The following is a 15,745-nucleotide window of genomic DNA, read 5'->3' on the forward strand; positions in this document are numbered from 1 at the left end:
CCTTTTTCCTGATGAACGGGCACCGAGAATTCGCCTTCCGCACGTTCGGCGGAGACATTGGCCTGCCTACCGGGACACGGCTGCTGTGGAGCCTGATTGCCGGCCGGGTCACCAGGGTCCGGCTGGGCATCATCCTCAGCGAGAGGAAGTGATTCATGAGCAAGCGCATGTTCGCTCGTGCGGGCGCGCTGCTTGGTGTGGCCGTCATGTCGGCCGGCGTACTCGTGGCGGTGGCGTCGCCGGCACAGGCGGCTTCCCTCGGCGCGATCACGGTCGCGCCGACGAACGGCACGGTCGACGCCAACCCGATGTTCACGACGGCCACCTCCCAGAACGCGTGCCCGAGCGGGTTCGGGGAGAACGCCGGTCTGCGGGTGGGTCCGGCCGGTGGTCCCTACCAGAACCTGGCGCGCGCGCTGGGTGGCGGCGGGTACGACCAGGCGCCCGTGACGATCTCGCCGAACCGTTCGCTGGCCCAGGCGCTGGGTGTCACGACGGTCGCGCCGGGCTCGTACGTGATCATCATCGAGTGCTTCAGCCTGACCGCCGGCCGGCACCCTGACGAGTTCCAGCTTCCGATCGTCGTCGAGGGCACCAACTGGCGGGTCGACAGCGGGCCGGTGGCCGAGGACACCACCACCACGCTCGCCGTCTCCCCGGCGACCATCGAGTCGGGCGACGAGGTCACGCTGACCGCGACCGTGGCGCCGTCCAACGCCGCGGGCACCGTGCAGTTCCGGCGGGGCGCCAGCACCGTGATCGGCACCGCGCCGGTCGCGAGCGGCACCGCCAGCCTCACCACCACCTCGCTGCCGATCGGGACCCACTCGATCACGGCGGTCTTCACGCCGGCCAGCCCGGCCGCGTTCAACCCCTCCACCTCCTCGCCGCAGTCGGTGACGGTCGAGCTCGGCGACGGCCCGGCGGCAGCGCAGGAGATCGTCGCGGACATCACCCCGGGCGCGTTCAGCCTGGCGGTGGCCGGCAACACGGCCGCTCTCGCGGGCGGCACCGTGGGTGGCACCGCGACCGGCGACCTCAACAAGGCCACGGTGACCGACCTGCGCGGTAGCAACGCGGGTTGGGACCTGACCGGCCAGCTTGAGGACTTCAACACCGTTCCGGCGACGACCGCGATCGGTGCCGCGAACCTGACCTGGGCGCCGACCGCGACCAAGACCAGCGGCTCGGGTTCGGTCACGGCGGGTGCCGGTGCCGACCTCGGCGCCACCCGCACCCTCTGCTCGGCGGCGCAGGCGAGCAGCGCGGGCGTGTTCGACTGCGGCGCCGGCCTGACGCTGTCCGTGCCGGACACCGCCGCGCCCGGCGCGTACGCCGCCACCCTGACCCTGACGCTGGCCTGATCATCTCGATCGAGTCCAGCCACGGGCTGACATAGGCGGAGGTGTCGTGGGTCAACGCCCGCGGCACCTCCGCCGCATGCCTGTATCCGGAGCCCACGAGGAGCCCGAGCCATGACACCCGCCCGACCCGCCCGCTCCCGGCTCGCCACGCGCGCCGGGCTTCTGTTCGCTTCGCTGGCAGTGCTCCTCGCGACCCAGCCACTGGCGCCCGCGAGTGCCGCGCCGGCCAGGGCGCCCGGCGACGACTTCAAGTGGAGCGTCGTACCGTCCAGCTCCAAGGGCCCGACCGTGCGGAGCCGGTTCGAGTACGGGCTCAAGCCGGGCGAGGAGGTGTCCGACTGGGTCGCCGTCAGCAACCTCGGCACCAAGCCGCTGAAGGTGTCGGTGTACGCCACTGACGCGTTCAACGCACCGGACGGTGGCTTCGCCCTCTTGCCGGCGAGCGAGCAGCCCAAGGACGTCGGGTCGTGGATCACCCTCCCGCGCAGGGACTACACGGTGCCGGTGGGCAAGCGGGTGGACATCCCGTTCAGGGTGAAGGTCCCCGCGAACGCCGAGCCGGGCGACCACATCGGCGGCCTTATCGCCGGTGCCACCGAGAGCACCACCAACGAGCAGGGCCAGCAGGTCAACGTCGAGCGCCGCATCGCGTCCCGCGTGTACCTGAGGGTCGACGGGCCAGCCCAGCCGGCCGCGGAGATCACCCGCGTCGACGCGGTGTACGACAACCCGCTGATCCCGTTCGGCGGCGGGGACATGACCGTCACGTACCAGGTGGCGAACACGGGCAACGTGCGCTTCAGCGGCAAGGCGCGGATCGAGGTGCGGGGACCGCTCGGCGTGCGGGTCGCCAACAGCGAGGTGATCGACATCCCGGAGCTGCTGCCGGACTCCGAGATCCGGATCACCCGTAAGCTGGCGGGCGTCTTCCCGGCCGGCCGGCTCGACGCGCAGGTCACGGTGAACCCCCAGGTCGACAACACCGCGCTCTCGTTGACCGAGTCCCGTTCGATGTGGGCCGTGCCCTGGCTCCTCGTCGCCGTACCCCTGCTGCTCGTCGGGTTGCTGCTCTTCTGGCTCCTGCGGCGGCGGCGCTTCCGGCGGCTCGCGGTGGAGGCGGAGCTCGTCGGCCGCGGCGACGCGGTGCCGTCGGCGGCCGCGTCCCGCAGCCGGGCGGTGGTGCTCGCCGCGGTGGCGCTCGCTCTCGCCGGTGCGCCGGGTGCGATGTCGGCGCAGGTACCCGGCGCCCTCGAACCGACCGCGGGCGTGGAGATCGGCGTCTCGATCGCGCCGCCCACGGTGTCACCGACCGCCTCGCCCACCGCGACGGCGTCGCCCCGCCCGTCGCCGAGCCCGACGGACGGCACCGGCGGCGGTGGCGGTGACCTGCCTCGCACCGGCCTCGCGATCGGCGCGTTCGTGGCGGTCGGCGCCGCGCTCGTCGGCGGTGGCGCGGGCCTGCGCGTCGCCGCCCGCCGCCGAGCCGTGGCCTCGTCAGCGACCGGGGAGTGATGGGCGCCGGCCGGGTGCCGCTGGGGAGGCGCGGCGGCGGCCGGGACGGGTGAGGCAGGATGTAGGACATGGCTGGCCGCATCCGGGACGAGGACATCGCGCTGGTCCGTGACCGCACGGCGATCGCCGACGTCATCTCCGAGCACGTCACGCTGAAGTCGGCGGGCGGTGGCAACCTCAAGGGCCTGTGCCCGTTCCACGACGAAAAGACCGCCTCGTTCACCGTCGCCCCCGCCCGAAACGTGTATTTCTGCCATGGCTGCGGCCAGGGCGGCGACGCGATCAAGTTCCTGATGGACATCGACCACCTTTCGTTCATCGAGGCGGTCGAGCGGCTGGCCGGGCGTTCCGGCATCCAGCTGCGCTACATCGAGGCCGGGCCGGCGCCGGTGCGCCAGCAGCAGGGGCAGCGGCAGCGCCTGGTCGCCGCGCACGTCGCCGCCGCCGAGTTCTACGCCGACCAGCTCGGCACCGGGCCCGCGCAGAAGGCGCGCGAGTTTCTCGCCGAGCGTGGCTTCGACCGGGCCACCGCCCAGCTGTACGGCTGCGGCTTCGCCCCCGACGCCTGGGACCACCTCGCCAAGCACCTGCGGCAGAAGGGGTACACGCCGCAGGAGCTGATCACCGCGGGCCTGGTGCGGGAGGCGCGCTCCGGCTCGCTCATCGACCGTTTCCGCGGCCGCCTGCTGTGGCCGATCAAAGACCTCACCGGCGACGTGATCGGCTTCGGCGCGCGCCGCCTCTTCGACCAGGACGACGGCCCGAAGTACCTCAACACCCCCGAGACGCCCATCTACAAGAAGTCGCACGTGCTCTACGGCGTCGACCTGGCCAAGCGCGAGATCGCCAAGCAGGGGCGCGTGGTGATCGTCGAGGGGTACACCGACGTCATGGCCTGCCACCTCGCCGACGTGCCCACCGCCGTGGCGACCTGCGGCACCTCGTTCGGCAGCGACCACATCGGCGTGCTGCGGCGGCTGCTGATGGACAGCGACGGCTTCACCGGCGAAATCATCTTCACCTTCGACGGCGACGCGGCCGGGCAGAAGGCGGCGCTGCGGGCGTTCGAGGAAGACCAGAAGTTCGTCGGCCGCACGTTCATCGCCATCTCGCCCGACAGCATGGACCCGTGCGAGCTGCGCCTGGCAAAGGGCGACCTCGCCGTCCGCGACCTGATCGCCCGCCGCGAGCCGCTCGTCGACTTCGCGCTGCGCCAGGTGCTCTCCCGCCACGACCTGGACACCGTCGAGGGCAGGGTCGACGCGATGCGCCGCGCCGCGCCACTCGTGGCGAAGATCAAAGACCGCGAAAAGCGCCCGGAGTACGTGCGGAAGCTCGCCGGCGACCTCGGCATGGAGATCGAGCCGGTCCAGCGCGCCGTGGCCGCCGCCACCGGCCGCGCCGAGCCGCCACCCGGCCGCCCCGCGCCAGCGGAGTCCGCTGTGGACAGTCCACAGGCGATGGTGGAGCGCGAGTGCCTCAAGCTGGCGCTGCAGATGCCCGCGCTGGCCGGCCCGATGTTCGACGCGCTGGGCGCCGAGGTCTACCGCCACCCCGTACACATCGCGGTCCGTGAGGGCATCACCACCGCGGGCGGCGCGGCTTCCGCGGTGGCGGGCGCCGTCTGGATCGAGGGGGTACGCGACGCGTGCGGCGACCTCGCCGCGAAGGCCCTCGTCGGCGAGCTGGCGGTGGAGCCGCTGCGCCTGGACAACGAGCCCGACCCCCGCTACGTCTCGGTCGCGCTCGCCCGCCTCCAGCTGGCCTCGGTGGCCTCCCGCATCCGCGACCTGAAGTCGAAGGTGCAACGCGTCAACCCGGTGACCAACAAGGACGAGTATCTGGCACTGGCCGGGGAACTTTTCTCCCTGGAGCAGCACGCGCGCGCGCTCCGCGAGCAGGCGGTCGGGGGTCTGTAGGCGATGGCGTTGTTCAAGCGCAAACCGAAGCTGCCGGCTGACCAACGCCCGGCCCTGGACCCGGATGAGCGCATCCTCGCCTGGGCACCGACCGCCGGCGAGGGCGCGGTGGTCGCGAGCAACCGCGGCCTGTGGCTGCCGGGCCTGCACCGCCTGGGCTGGCACGAAATCCACAAGGCCGTGTGGTCGGGCCGCGAGCTGGTGGTCACCCCCGCATCGGTGGTCGACGAACGCGACGGCTACACGGTGGTCGCCGACCAGCCCATCCTCTCCACGCTGCTGCTGGACCCCGGCGAGGTGCCCGACCAGGTGCGCACCCGCGTGACCCGGTCGGTCGCCTACACCGAACACCACACTCTGCCCGAGGGCGGCGGCGTGCGGGTGGTGGCGCGGCGGGTGAGCGGTGTGGACGGCCTGAGCTGGACGGTGCGCTACGACCCGGGCACGCCCGAGGACGACGCGACGGTGGGCAAGCTCGTGGCGGCGGCTCGCGCCGCCTCAACCCCGACCTGACACCCTCGCGCAGCGCTCTTCGTCGACCTGCTTGCCGGCACGACGCTGCTCGCCTTTAGAACCAACCTGAACCGGATGCGAGCTGCCGCGACGACCGTCACCGCGGACGTCGCGGTTGCCCGAATCTAAGCGGGGCGGAGAGCTGGCGTGCCCTGGTCGTGGCAGATGTGGTCGCTGATCATGCGGGCGGCGCCCACCAAGCCGGCCTCGTCGCCCATCTCGGAGAGGGCGATGGGCATGTCGCCGGTCGCGAGGGGGAGTGACGAGCGGTAGACGACCGACCGGATCTCGGCCAGCAGGGCGTGGCCGATGCCGGCCACGCCGCCACCGATCACGATCAGGCCGGGGTTGAAGAAGCTGACCAGGCCGGCGAGCACCTGGCCGACGCGGCGGGCGCCGTCGCGGACCATGCTCATCGCGAACGGGTCGCCGTCGGCCGCGGCGGTCGAGACGTCGACCGGGGTTACCGCGCCGCTCTCGCGCAGGCGGTCGGCCAGGTGGGGGGAGCGGCCGGAGCGGGCGGCGGCGAGTGCGTCGCGGGTCAGGGCGGCGCCGCCGAAGAAGGCTTCCAGGCAGCCGGTGTTTCCGCAGACGCAGACCGGGCCGTGCGGGTCGACCGACGTGTGGCCGATGTCGCCGGCGCTGCCGGTGGCGCCGCGGTAGACCTCGCCGGCCGCGACGATGCCGCAGCCGATGCCGGCGCCGATCTTCACGAAGAGGAAGTCCTCGAACGAGCGGGCGATCCCGGAGTGCATCTCGCCGAGCGCCATGATGTTGACGTCGTTGTCGACGAGGACCGGGCAGCTCAGCTCGGCAGCCAGCGTCTCCCGCACCGGAAAGCGGTGCCAGCCGGGCATGAACGGTGGCGACACGGGCATGCCCTCGCGGAAGCTGACCGGGCCGGGGATGCCCACGCCGGCGCCGGTGAAGCGGGGCGTGCCCGTCTCGACGCGGAGCTTGTTGACCATCTCCAGGGCCTGGCTGATCACCGCGGTCGGGCCCTTGCGCAGGTCGGTGCGCTCGGTGACGCGGCCGAGGACGCGCATCTCGCCGTCGGTGACGGCGAGGTCGAGGGTGGTGGCGCCGATGTCGATGCCGAGAAACCGGGTGGCCGCGGCGATCCGGATCACCGACGAACGGCGGCCACCCCGGGAGGCGGCGGGGCCGGCGGTGTCGACGAGGCCGCGGTCGATCAGGCGGTCGATCTCGACGGCCAGCTTCGACCGGGACAGTCCCACCGCGTCGACAAGCTCGGCGCGGGAGCGGGGCCCGCCGTCGCGCAGGAGGCGGAGGACCGCCGCCTGGTGCCGATTGTCGGGCCACACTCCAACCATTCGGCCAAGATAGCGCAAAGTTTGGTCGATCCCGAGAGAACTTTCTCCAGGGACATCAAAAGTCCTCGAAAAGTGGTGGGAGACGTGTCGGAGGGGCGGGTTAGGGTGCCGGGCGTGACAACAGTCCAACCACTCATCCAAGCGCGGGGGCTGGTGAAGCGGTTCGGCGACTTCACGGCCGTCGATGGCATCGACGTCGACGTGCGGCCGGGCGAGGCGTTCGGGTTCCTGGGTCCAAACGGTGCTGGCAAGAGCTCGACCATGCGCATGATCGGCTGTGTCTCGCCGCCCACCGGTGGCACGCTGCGGATCCTCGGCAAGGACCCGACCCGCGACGGCCCGGCCATCCGCGCGCGCCTCGGCGTCTGCCCGCAGCTGGACAACCTCGACCCCGAGCTGACGGTCCAGGAAAACCTGACGACCTACGCGCGGTACTTCGGCATACCCCGCCGGGTCGCGCGGGCTAGGGCGGCCGAGCTGCTCGACTTCGTGCAGCTGGCCGAGCGGGCCGGTAGCAAGGTCGAGCCGCTGTCGGGCGGCATGAAGCGGCGGCTCACGATCGCCCGCGCGCTTGTCAACGAGCCCGACATCGTGCTGCTCGACGAGCCGACGACCGGGCTCGACCCGCAGGCCCGCCACCTGGTGTGGGAGCGGCTGTTCCGGCTCAAGCGGCAAGGCGTGACGCTGGTGCTGACCACGCACTACATGGACGAGGCCGAGCAGCTGTGCGACCGCCTCGTGGTGATGGATGGCGGCCGCATCGTGGCCGAGGGCTCGCCGCGCGAGCTGATCGAGCGCCACTCCACGCGCGAGGTGGTGGAGCTGCGGTTCGCGGCCGAGTCGCAGGAAGCCTTCGCCGGCAAGCTGGGCGGCCTCGGCGAGCGGGTCGAGGTGCTGCCGGACCGCATCCTGCTGTACGTGGACGACGGCGACACCGCCGTGGCCGACGTGCACGGCCGAGGGCTCACCCCGGCCAGCGTGCTGGTGCGCCGCAGCTCGCTCGAAGACGTCTTCCTCCACCTGACCGGCCGGACGCTGGTGGACTGATGACCTCGGTGTTCGAGTACCACCTGGTGGTCTACAGGCGGGTGTGGCGGGGCAGCGCGCTGTCCACGTTCGTGCTGCCGCTGCTGACCGTGCTCGGCTTCGGCCTGGGCGTCGGGGAGTACGTGGACGGTGGCGTCGACGGCGTGCCCTACCTCGACTGGATCGTGCCCGGCCTGATCGCCTCGACGGTGATGCAGGTGGCCATCTTCGAGTCGACCTGGCCGGTGCTGAGCAGCTTCAACTGGGCGCGCACGTACGAGGGGCAGGCCGCCGCGCCGCTGCGGATCGACGACATCCTCGGCGGCAACCTGTTGTACGTGCTCTTCCGGGCGGTGACCGGCTCGGTCGCGTTCCTGGTGGTGGCCGCCGCCTTCGGTGCGCTGCACTCGTGGTGGGCCCTCGCCGTGCTGCCGATCTCGCTGCTGCTCGCGCTGGCGTTCGCGGCGCCCACGTTCGCGTACAGCTCGTCGGTCACCAGTGACAGCTACCTCGCGCTGCTGTTCCGGTTTGCGGTCATCCCGATGTCGCTGTTCGCCGGCGTCTTCTTCCCGGTCGAGTCGCTGCCGGTGGGGCTGCGCTGGCTGGCGTACGCGTCGCCGCTGTGGCACGGCGTCGACCTGTCCCGCGCCGCCACCCTCGGCGTGCCGGCCGACTGGTCGGTCACGGGGCACCTGCTCTACCTCGCCCTCTGGGCGGCCGGCGGCTACGCGATCGCACGCGTCCGGTTCAAGAAGCGGTTGGTGGTCTAGCGATGGTCACGTTGGTGCTGCCTCGGTTGGTCAGCTTCGAGGGCGCCGGTCGCCGCTCCGCGTCGGTTGCCGAGCGCAACGTCGCGGCGCTCAAGTCGGCGTACTGGGTCGTGCTCATCTCCGGCTTCTTCGAGCCGCTGCTCTACCTGCTGTCGATCGGCGTCGGGGTGGGCGGCCTGGTCGGCGACCTCACCCTGCCGAGCGGTCAGGTGGTGGAGTACGCGGCGTTCGTCGCACCCGCGATGCTCGCCTCCGCCGCGATGTCCGGCGCGCTGTCGGAAACGACGTTCAACTTCTTCGGGAAGATGAAGTTCATGAAGCTGTACGACGGGGTGCTCGCCACCCCCGTGCGGCCCTTCGAAATCGCGCTCGGCGAGCTGGCGTGGGCGATGGTGCGCGGCTCGCTCTATTCGGCCGCGTTCCTCGTCGTGATGTACGCGTTGGACCTCACGACCGGGCTCCGGGCGCTGGCCGCGTTTCCGGCGGCGGTGCTTGTCGGCTTCGCGTTCGGCGCGCTGGGCATGGCGCTTTCCACGTTCATGCGCGGGTGGCAGGACTTCGACATTGTCGGTTCGGCGCAGTTCGCACTGTTTCTCTTCTCCGGCACTTTCGTCCCGGCCGAGTCCTATCCGTCCGTCCTGCGCTGGGTCATCGAGCTGACCCCGCTGTACCGCGCCGTCGACCTGCTGCGCGGCATCAGCACCGGCTCGCTCGGCGCCTCGGGCTGGCTCGACCTGGTGTACCTGCTGGCCGTGATCGCCATCGGTCTGGCGATCGCTTCGCGCAGGATGGCGAAGTTGTTGTGCAAGTGATGGCGTAGAGAGCGCTTTCACAATCGGCGGTTCAATCTTTCGTCCGGCCGATCAAAAGTTTGTTGCTTCGGGGACTATCTTTCGGCGACCCTGCGGGCTAGCGTCTGCTCTCAGGCGTAACACGTGAGACACAAACGGCTCTGAGTCCCCTATTTCCGCAGGTCCGGCGCGTCGGCGGCGCTGGGCTGGGTCGTCCGCACCCGTTCTCCGTTCACACACGTCCTACACCTCTGCTCTCGTCGTCGACGGCGGTCCCGGCCGCCGAAGAAAGGTGGAGAAGGTACATGAGCGAGCCACAGTCCAAGAAAGCGTTGACCCGTCGCCGCCTGATTCAGGCTTCGGCCGGCGCGGCCGCCGCGCTCGGCGCAGCCGGCCTCCCGGTCCTGCAGACAAGTGCACCGGCGCTCGGTGACAAGAAGATCACCGTCGAGCCGCTGATCCCGAGCCAGAACCGCGGCATCATCCTCTACAGCGTGCGCGACCGGATCAGCGCGGCACCGGACGACAGCGGTGTCCCGTACGGCTTCGAGCGGGTGCTGGCCCGCCTGGCCGAGATCGGCTACAAGGAGATCGAGTTCGCTGGCTACAACCAGCACACCTCGATCCTTGGCCGCCAGATCACGCCGGAGGAGATCCGCAAGATCCTCGACGACAACGGGCTCGTCGCCAACGGCACGCACACCCAGATCCGTGCCGACACGTTCCAGCAGCAGCTGGACATCGCCGAGACGCTCGGCATGAAGAACATCGGCACGGGCTCGGACCCGACCAACAGCGCCTACCAGTCCGACTGGGACGCGGCCGCGGACCTCTGGAACGAGCTGGGCCGCCAGGCGAAGGAACGCGGCCTCCGGCTGTACACGCACAACCACGACGTGGCGTACAGCTTCCTGCTCGACTCGGGCCCGCTGGACGCCAACGGCCGGCCGACCGCGTCGTCCGGCGTGCGCCGCCTGGAGTACTTCTTCGCCAAGACCGACCCGAAGTACGTCTTCTTCGAGTTCGACATCTACTGGGGCTACGTGGCCCGGTTCAAGCACAAGACCTACACCAACTCCCGCGGCCAGGTGCGGACCGACCTCTTCGACCCGATCCTGAACGTGGCAAACCGGACCAAGCGCTTCCCGCTCTTCCATGCCAAGGACGGCGACCGCGCGCCCGAGCAGGCCAACGGGCACGTGATGACGCCGCTGGGCGAGGGTGACATCAACTTCCAGCAGTTCTTCGAGGTGATCGGGGAGCCGGAGTTCCACCACGCGAACTGGGAGCAGGACACCGCCCCGGGGGCACGGCCAACCCCGGTCAGTCCCTCTCGTTCGCTCAGCTCAGCTACACGAACATGTCCGACTTGACCATCTACAAGCGGTAGATGGCGTGGTGATCAGGGTGCCCCACACCGGGTGCCCTGATCACAACTTCTGCTGACTTAGAAAAAAGTTGTGTATCAGTACGAGTAAAGGTCTGGACATTGGGAGCGGAAGGCTCCTAGTGTGTCGGACACAACACGCCGACATTGCGTCGATGTGAACCGCTTCCGAGGGAGGGTTCCGTGCGTACGGCCGAACCACTGCACCTGCGGCTTCTCCGCTTGTTGCGCGACCACGGCACGATCTCCCGCGCCGAGCTCGCCGACCGGCTGGAGATCCCGCGCCCCCGTTTGCTGGGGGAGCTGGACCGGCTGGTCGCGCTCGGCTACGTGGCCGAGGCCGGCATGGCCGCCTCCCGCGGCGGCCGGCGGTCCACATTGGTCGAGCTGAACCCGGGCCTGCGCTTCGCCGCGGTCGACCTGGGCGCCAGCTCTGTCGACGTCGAGGTGACCAACGGCCGGCTGGAGCAGATCGCGGCGTACAACGAGAACGCCGACATCCGCTCCGGCCCCAAGGTGATCCTGCAGCGGGTCAACGAGCTGCTGGCAAAGGCCAAAGTGGACGGTGCGTACGAGAAGCTGGACGCCGTCGGCATCGGAGTGCCGGGGCCGGTGAGCTTCCGCGACGGCGTGCCGGTCTCGCCGCCGATCATGCCGGGCTGGGACCGCTTTCCGGTGCGCGAGCTGCTCACCCGCGAGCACGGCTGCCCCGCGGTGGTGGACAACGACGTCAACATCATGGCGATCGGTGAGCGGCACGGCGGCGTGGCCCACTCCGTCGACGACTTCCTCTTCGTAAAGATCGGCACCGGCATCGGCTGCGGCATCTACCTCAGCGGCGACGTCTACCGGGGCACCGACGGGTGTGCCGGCGACATCGGCCACATCCAGGTCGACTCGCACGGCCCGATGTGCACCTGCGGCAACGTCGGCTGTCTCGAGGCGCTCTTCAGCGGCGCGGCGCTCGCCAAGGACGCGACGCTGGCCGCGCGCAACGGCACCTCCCCGGCACTCGCCGACCGGCTCGCGGCCAACGGTGTGGTGACCGCCCGCGACGTCGCGGAGGCCGCCAGCGAGGGGGACGTCACCTGCATCCGCCTCATCCGCGACGGGGGTAGGCGGGTCGGTGGCGTGCTCGCCGGGCTCGTCAGCTTCGCCAACCCCTCGATGATCGTGATCGGCGGTGGCCTGGCGCACCTCGGCCACATCCTTCTCGCCGAGATCCGCAGCGTTGTGTACCGCCGCTCGCTCCCGCTGGCGACCGGCAACCTTCCCGTTGTCCTCTCCGAGCTGGGACCCCGGGCCGGTGTTACCGGTGCCGGCGTGCTCGCCAGCGACGTGGCATTCGAGCAGGCATCATGAGCGAAGAGCAGCAGACCGAGCAGGGCGAGGTCGTCCTCCGCCTCACCGACGTGGTCAAGACGTTCCCCGGCGTGCGCGCGCTCGACGGCGTGCAGCTGGAGGTGCGGGCCGGCGAAGTGCATTGCCTGCTCGGGCAGAACGGCGCCGGCAAGTCCACCCTCATCAAGGTGCTCGCCGGCGTGCACCGCCCGGACGAGGGGCAGATCGAGTGGCTCGGCCACGACTTCGCGCCGGCCAACCCGCAGGCCGCGATGAAGGCCGGCATCGCCACCATCTACCAGGAGCTCGACCTCGTCGAGGACCTGTCGGTCGGAGAAAACACGTTCCTCGGCCACGAGCCAAAGGTCTTCGGCTTCGTGCGGCGCGGTTACATGGCCCGCCACACCCGCGAGATCCTCGGCAAACTGGGGCACTCGGAGATCCCGTCGCGGCGCCTGGTCCGCTCGCTGCCCGCGGCCGGCAAGCAGGTGGTCAGCATGGCGCGGGCGCTGTCGCACGACGCCCGCCTGATCATCATGGACGAGCCGAGCGCGGTGCTCGCCCACGACGAGGTGGCCAACCTCTTCCGGATCATCCGTGGACTGACCGCACAGGGCATCGCGGTCATCTACATCTCGCACCGGCTCGAGGAGATCCGCGAGATCGGCGACCGGGTGACGGTGCTCAAGGACGGCCGCACCACGGCCGCCAACCTTCCGGCCCGCACCACGCCGACCCGCGACCTGGTCAGCCGCATGACCGGCCGCACGATCGAGTACGTGTTTCCGGAGCCGGCGCCCGAGGTCCAGGGCGCGCCCGAGCTGCTGCGGGTGGAAGGCCTGACCCGCGCCAACGAGTTCGCCGACATCTCACTGTCCGTCCACAGTGGTGAGATTGTTGGCATCGCCGGCCTGGTCGGCTCCGGCCGGTCCGAGCTGCTGGAGACCATCTTCGGCGCCCGCCGCTCCGAGGCCGGCACGGTCCGGATGAACGGCAAGGCGCTGCGGCCGGGGAGCGTGAGCGCGGCGGTCCGCGCCGGGCTGGGCATGGCCCCGAGGAGCGCAAGAGCCAGGCCCTGCTGCTGGGCGAGTCGATCTACCGCAACGTCACGCTCTCGACGTTCAGCGAGTACGCCCGGGTCGGCTTCACCAACGTCGGGCGCGAGGTCCAGGAGGCCAACCGCATCGCCGAGCGGCTCGACCTGCGCCCTCGCGACGTGCGCCGCGCCGTGCGGACCCTCTCCGGCGGCAACCAGCAGAAGGTCGTCGTGGGGCGCTGGCTGCTCGGTGACACCAAGCTGCTGCTGCTCGACGAGCCCACCCGGGGCGTCGACGTGGGCGCCCGGGCCGAGCTCTACAAGGTGATCCGCGACCTCGCCGCCCAGGGCGTGGGCGTCCTGCTGGTCTCCAGCGAGGTGCCGGAGGTGCTGGGCCTGGCCGACCGCGTGCTGGTCATGCGGGAGGGCCGGGTGGTCCGCGAGGCGCCGGCCGGCGAGCTTGACGAAGACACCGTGCTTGACCTCGTGATGGCGGGTTCATTGCAAGTTGAGGAGGTCACCCTATGACAGCGCAGACCGCGCCGGCGCCGGTGAAGGACCCGGAGCCGGAACGGCCGGCGGAAAAGCGGAGCTGGTGGCGCGATGACGCGACCGAGCCGATGCGCCGCAACCTCGGCCTCGTCGGCGTGCTCATCGCGCTGATCGTCGTCGGCATCATCACCAAGCCGGAGCTCTACAGCGACGGCACCTGGGTGCGCAACAACATCTTCAATATCCTCGAGCTGGCTTCCGTCATCGGCGTGGTCACGGTCGGCATGACCTTCGTGATCATCGGTGGTGGCATCGACCTCTCGGTCGGTGCGATCATCGCGCTCGCCGGGGTGTGGAGCACCACGCTCGCCACCCAGGACTACGGCGCCGGCGGCATGATCTTCTGCGCGATCGCGGTCGGCATCGGTGTGGGCGTCGTCAACGGCATCCTCATCTCGTACGGGCGGCTTGTCGCCTTCATCGCCACGCTGGCCATGCTCGTCGCGGCCCGCGGCCTGGCGGCGCAGCTGTCTGACAAGCAAACCCAGGTCTCCACCAGCGACTTCATCAACGGCATCGCGGCCAACGACTTCCTCGGCGTACCGGTGCTGGTCTACGTCCTCGCCGCGGTCGTGGCAGCCGGTTGGGTCCTGCTCAACCGCACCACCTTCGGGCGGCGCACGGTCGCTGTCGGCGGCAACGTCGAGGCGGCCCGGCTCGCCGGCATCAACGTCAAGCGGCACACCCTGCTGCTGTACGCCCTGTCCGGCCTCTGCTGCGGCATCGCGGCCATCATGCTCACCTCGCAGGCGACCTCGGCCCAGGCGGCCATGGCCAACCTGTACGAGCTCGACGCGATCGCCGCAGCGATCATCGGCGGCACGCTGCTCAGCGGCGGCCGCGGCACGATCATCGGCTCGCTCCTGGGCGTGCTGGTGTTCTCGACCATCACCAACCTGTTCGCCATCAACAACCTCTCCACCGAGGCCCAGAACATGGTCAAGGGCGGCATCATCGTCGCCGCGGTTCTGGTCCAGCAGGTTCAGTTCAAATCGCTCAGCCAGTTCCTCGCCAAAAACAACAAGATCACCACCAGCTGATCCATCAGAACCAACTGCTATCCCTGATAAACCCCTTGGTGACCGTCCGATACGAGGACGGCCGCCGGACCCCTTGCACCCATTACCGGAGGTCGTCATGAAACACGCGTCCGACCTGTCCCGTCGCCGGCTGCTGTTCGGTGGGGCCGCGCTCGGCGCGGGAGCATTGCTCACCGCGTGCACCAGCAACGAGCCGGACGAGCCGAGCGGCGGCGGCGCGCAGACGGTCGCCGCCGGCAGCAACGCCAACGCCGCGCCTGGCGAAAAGGTCACCATCGGCTTCTCCGCGCCGGCGGCCGACCACGGCTGGATCGCCGCGATCACCAAGAACGCCAAGGCCCAGGCCGACACGTACTCGGACGTCGAGTTCAAGACGGTCGAGGCCGGCGCCGACGCGGCCGCCCAGCGGTCCGCGCTCCAGACGCTCATCGCGCAGAAGCCGAGCATCATCGTGCTGCTGCCGCACGACGGCAAGGAGCTGAACGCGTTCGGTCTGGAGGCGATGAAGGCCGGCATCCCGGTCGTCAACCTGGACCGCGCATTCCCCGACCCGCTCGCCTACCGCCTGCAGATCAAGGGCGACAACTACGGCATGGGCGTGTCCGCGGCGCACTACATCATCGACCAGATGAAGGCGAAGAACGTCGCCAACCCGGTCATCGGCGAGATCGCCGGCATGGACGAGCTGGAGCTGACCCAGGAGCGGTCGAAGGGCTTCGCCGACACGCTGGCCCAGGCCGGCTTCAAGGTGCAGAACCGGCGGGCCGCGCGGTTCACCGCCGACACCGGCCGGGCGGAAGCAGCAGGCCTGCTTCAGGCGCTGCCCAAGATGGACGCGCTGTGGAACCACGACGACGACCAGGGCATCGGTGTCCTGGCCGCCATCACCCAGGCCAACCGCAGCGAGTTCATCATGGTCGGCGGTGCCGGCTCCAAAGCGGCGATCGACGCCATCCAGGCCGACAACAGCGTGCTCAAGGCAACCGTGACGTACAGCCCCTCGATGGCCTCGTCGGCGATCTCGCTCGCCCGGCTCATCGCCCAGAACAAGGGCATGTCCGACCTCGTCGAGCTGCAGGTCCCGAAGGAGATCATCCTCGCCTCCGAGACCATCACCAAGGAGAACGCGAGCAACTACGTCAAGCTCGGGTTCTGACGTA

General features: G+C 70.2%; 12 protein-coding genes and 1 pseudogene. 12 read left to right on the forward strand and 1 reads right to left on the reverse strand.

What is annotated here, in order from left to right; genetic code table 11:
* The first annotated feature begins 155 nt into the window (after positions 1-155).
* The 4 genes from Phou_RS46140 (at position 156) to Phou_RS46155 (ending at position 5,308) form a co-directional block, all read left to right on the forward strand.
* Entirely contained in the window at positions 156-1,364 is a 1,209-nt protein-coding gene (locus Phou_RS46140) for an Ig-like domain repeat protein (RefSeq protein ID WP_173070485.1), read from the forward strand.
* A gap of 111 nt (positions 1,365-1,475) precedes the next feature.
* Positions 1,476-2,876: a WxL protein peptidoglycan domain-containing protein gene (locus tag Phou_RS46145; RefSeq protein ID WP_173070487.1), complete on the forward strand. Its 1,401-nt coding sequence runs from the start codon at positions 1,476-1,478 to the stop codon at positions 2,874-2,876.
* Positions 2,877-2,944: 68 nt separating this feature from the next.
* The gene (gene dnaG / locus Phou_RS46150) at positions 2,945-4,795 is read left to right on the forward strand and encodes a DNA primase (protein ID WP_173070489.1); all 1,851 of its coding nucleotides are present in this window, start codon (positions 2,945-2,947) and stop codon (positions 4,793-4,795) included.
* 3 nt (positions 4,796-4,798) lie between these two features.
* Complete coding sequence (locus Phou_RS46155; protein WP_173070491.1) at positions 4,799-5,308, forward strand: hypothetical protein; 510 nt, start codon at positions 4,799-4,801, stop codon at positions 5,306-5,308.
* Positions 5,309-5,433: 125 nt separating this feature from the next.
* Here the strand turns inward: Phou_RS46155 and Phou_RS46160 are convergent, their stop codons facing one another.
* Positions 5,434-6,642 (reverse strand): ROK family transcriptional regulator, encoded by a 1,209-nt coding sequence (locus Phou_RS46160; protein ID WP_173070493.1) that lies wholly within the window; start codon positions 6,640-6,642, stop codon positions 5,434-5,436.
* A gap of 114 nt (positions 6,643-6,756) precedes the next feature.
* Here Phou_RS46160 and Phou_RS46165 point away from each other — a divergent pair, with 114 nt between their 5' ends.
* The 8 genes and pseudogenes from Phou_RS46165 (at position 6,757) to Phou_RS46200 (ending at position 15,741) form a co-directional block, all read left to right on the forward strand.
* Positions 6,757-7,689, forward strand: a complete 933-nt coding sequence (locus Phou_RS46165) for an ABC transporter ATP-binding protein (protein WP_173070495.1) — start codon at positions 6,757-6,759, stop codon at positions 7,687-7,689.
* A complete protein-coding gene (locus Phou_RS46170; RefSeq protein ID WP_173070497.1) occupies positions 7,689-8,438 on the forward strand; it encodes an ABC transporter permease in 750 nt (249 codons plus the stop codon). The genes Phou_RS46165 and Phou_RS46170 overlap by 1 nt, the downstream gene beginning before the upstream one ends.
* A gap of 2 nt (positions 8,439-8,440) precedes the next feature.
* Positions 8,441-9,250 (forward strand): ABC transporter permease, encoded by an 810-nt coding sequence (locus tag Phou_RS46175; protein WP_173070499.1) that lies wholly within the window; start codon positions 8,441-8,443, stop codon positions 9,248-9,250.
* 284 nt (positions 9,251-9,534) lie between these two features.
* On the forward strand, positions 9,535-10,602 hold the full coding sequence (locus Phou_RS46180; protein ID WP_218579609.1) for a sugar phosphate isomerase/epimerase family protein: 1,068 nt from the start codon (positions 9,535-9,537) through the stop codon (positions 10,600-10,602).
* A gap of 197 nt (positions 10,603-10,799) precedes the next feature.
* Positions 10,800-11,978 (forward strand): ROK family transcriptional regulator, encoded by a 1,179-nt coding sequence (locus Phou_RS46185; RefSeq protein ID WP_173070501.1) that lies wholly within the window; start codon positions 10,800-10,802, stop codon positions 11,976-11,978.
* Positions 11,975-13,521, forward strand: a pseudogene (locus tag Phou_RS46190) (sugar ABC transporter ATP-binding protein). Before Phou_RS46185 ends, Phou_RS46190 begins: the two are co-directional and overlap by 4 nt.
* On the forward strand, positions 13,518-14,585 hold the full coding sequence (locus Phou_RS46195; RefSeq protein WP_173070503.1) for an ABC transporter permease: 1,068 nt from the start codon (positions 13,518-13,520) through the stop codon (positions 14,583-14,585). Before Phou_RS46190 ends, Phou_RS46195 begins: the two are co-directional and overlap by 4 nt.
* A gap of 97 nt (positions 14,586-14,682) precedes the next feature.
* Positions 14,683-15,741, forward strand: a complete 1,059-nt coding sequence (locus Phou_RS46200) for a substrate-binding domain-containing protein (protein ID WP_173070505.1) — start codon at positions 14,683-14,685, stop codon at positions 15,739-15,741.
* Positions 15,742-15,745: the final 4 nt, after the last annotated feature.

This window comes from Phytohabitans houttuyneae, from assembly GCF_011764425.1.
In the GTDB taxonomy this organism is placed as follows: Bacteria; Actinomycetota; Actinomycetes; order Mycobacteriales; family Micromonosporaceae; genus Phytohabitans; species Phytohabitans houttuyneae.

Coding starts and splice junctions, on each gene's coding strand:
- Phou_RS46140 (WP_173070485.1), top strand. CDS start 156: ATGAGCAAGCGCATGTTCGCTCGTGCGGGCGCGCTGCTTGGTGTGGCC.
- Phou_RS46145 (WP_173070487.1), top strand. CDS start 1,476: ATGACACCCGCCCGACCCGCCCGCTCCCGGCTCGCCACGCGCGCCGGG.
- dnaG (WP_173070489.1), top strand. CDS start 2,945: ATGGCTGGCCGCATCCGGGACGAGGACATCGCGCTGGTCCGTGACCGC.
- Phou_RS46155 (WP_173070491.1), top strand. CDS start 4,799: ATGGCGTTGTTCAAGCGCAAACCGAAGCTGCCGGCTGACCAACGCCCG.
- Phou_RS46160 (WP_173070493.1), bottom strand. CDS start 6,642: ATGGTTGGAGTGTGGCCCGACAATCGGCACCAGGCGGCGGTCCTCCGC.
- Phou_RS46170 (WP_173070497.1), top strand. CDS start 7,689: ATGACCTCGGTGTTCGAGTACCACCTGGTGGTCTACAGGCGGGTGTGG.
- Phou_RS46175 (WP_173070499.1), top strand. CDS start 8,441: ATGGTCACGTTGGTGCTGCCTCGGTTGGTCAGCTTCGAGGGCGCCGGT.
- Phou_RS46180 (WP_218579609.1), top strand. CDS start 9,535: ATGAGCGAGCCACAGTCCAAGAAAGCGTTGACCCGTCGCCGCCTGATT.
- Phou_RS46195 (WP_173070503.1), top strand. CDS start 13,518: ATGACAGCGCAGACCGCGCCGGCGCCGGTGAAGGACCCGGAGCCGGAA.
- Phou_RS46200 (WP_173070505.1), top strand. CDS start 14,683: ATGAAACACGCGTCCGACCTGTCCCGTCGCCGGCTGCTGTTCGGTGGG.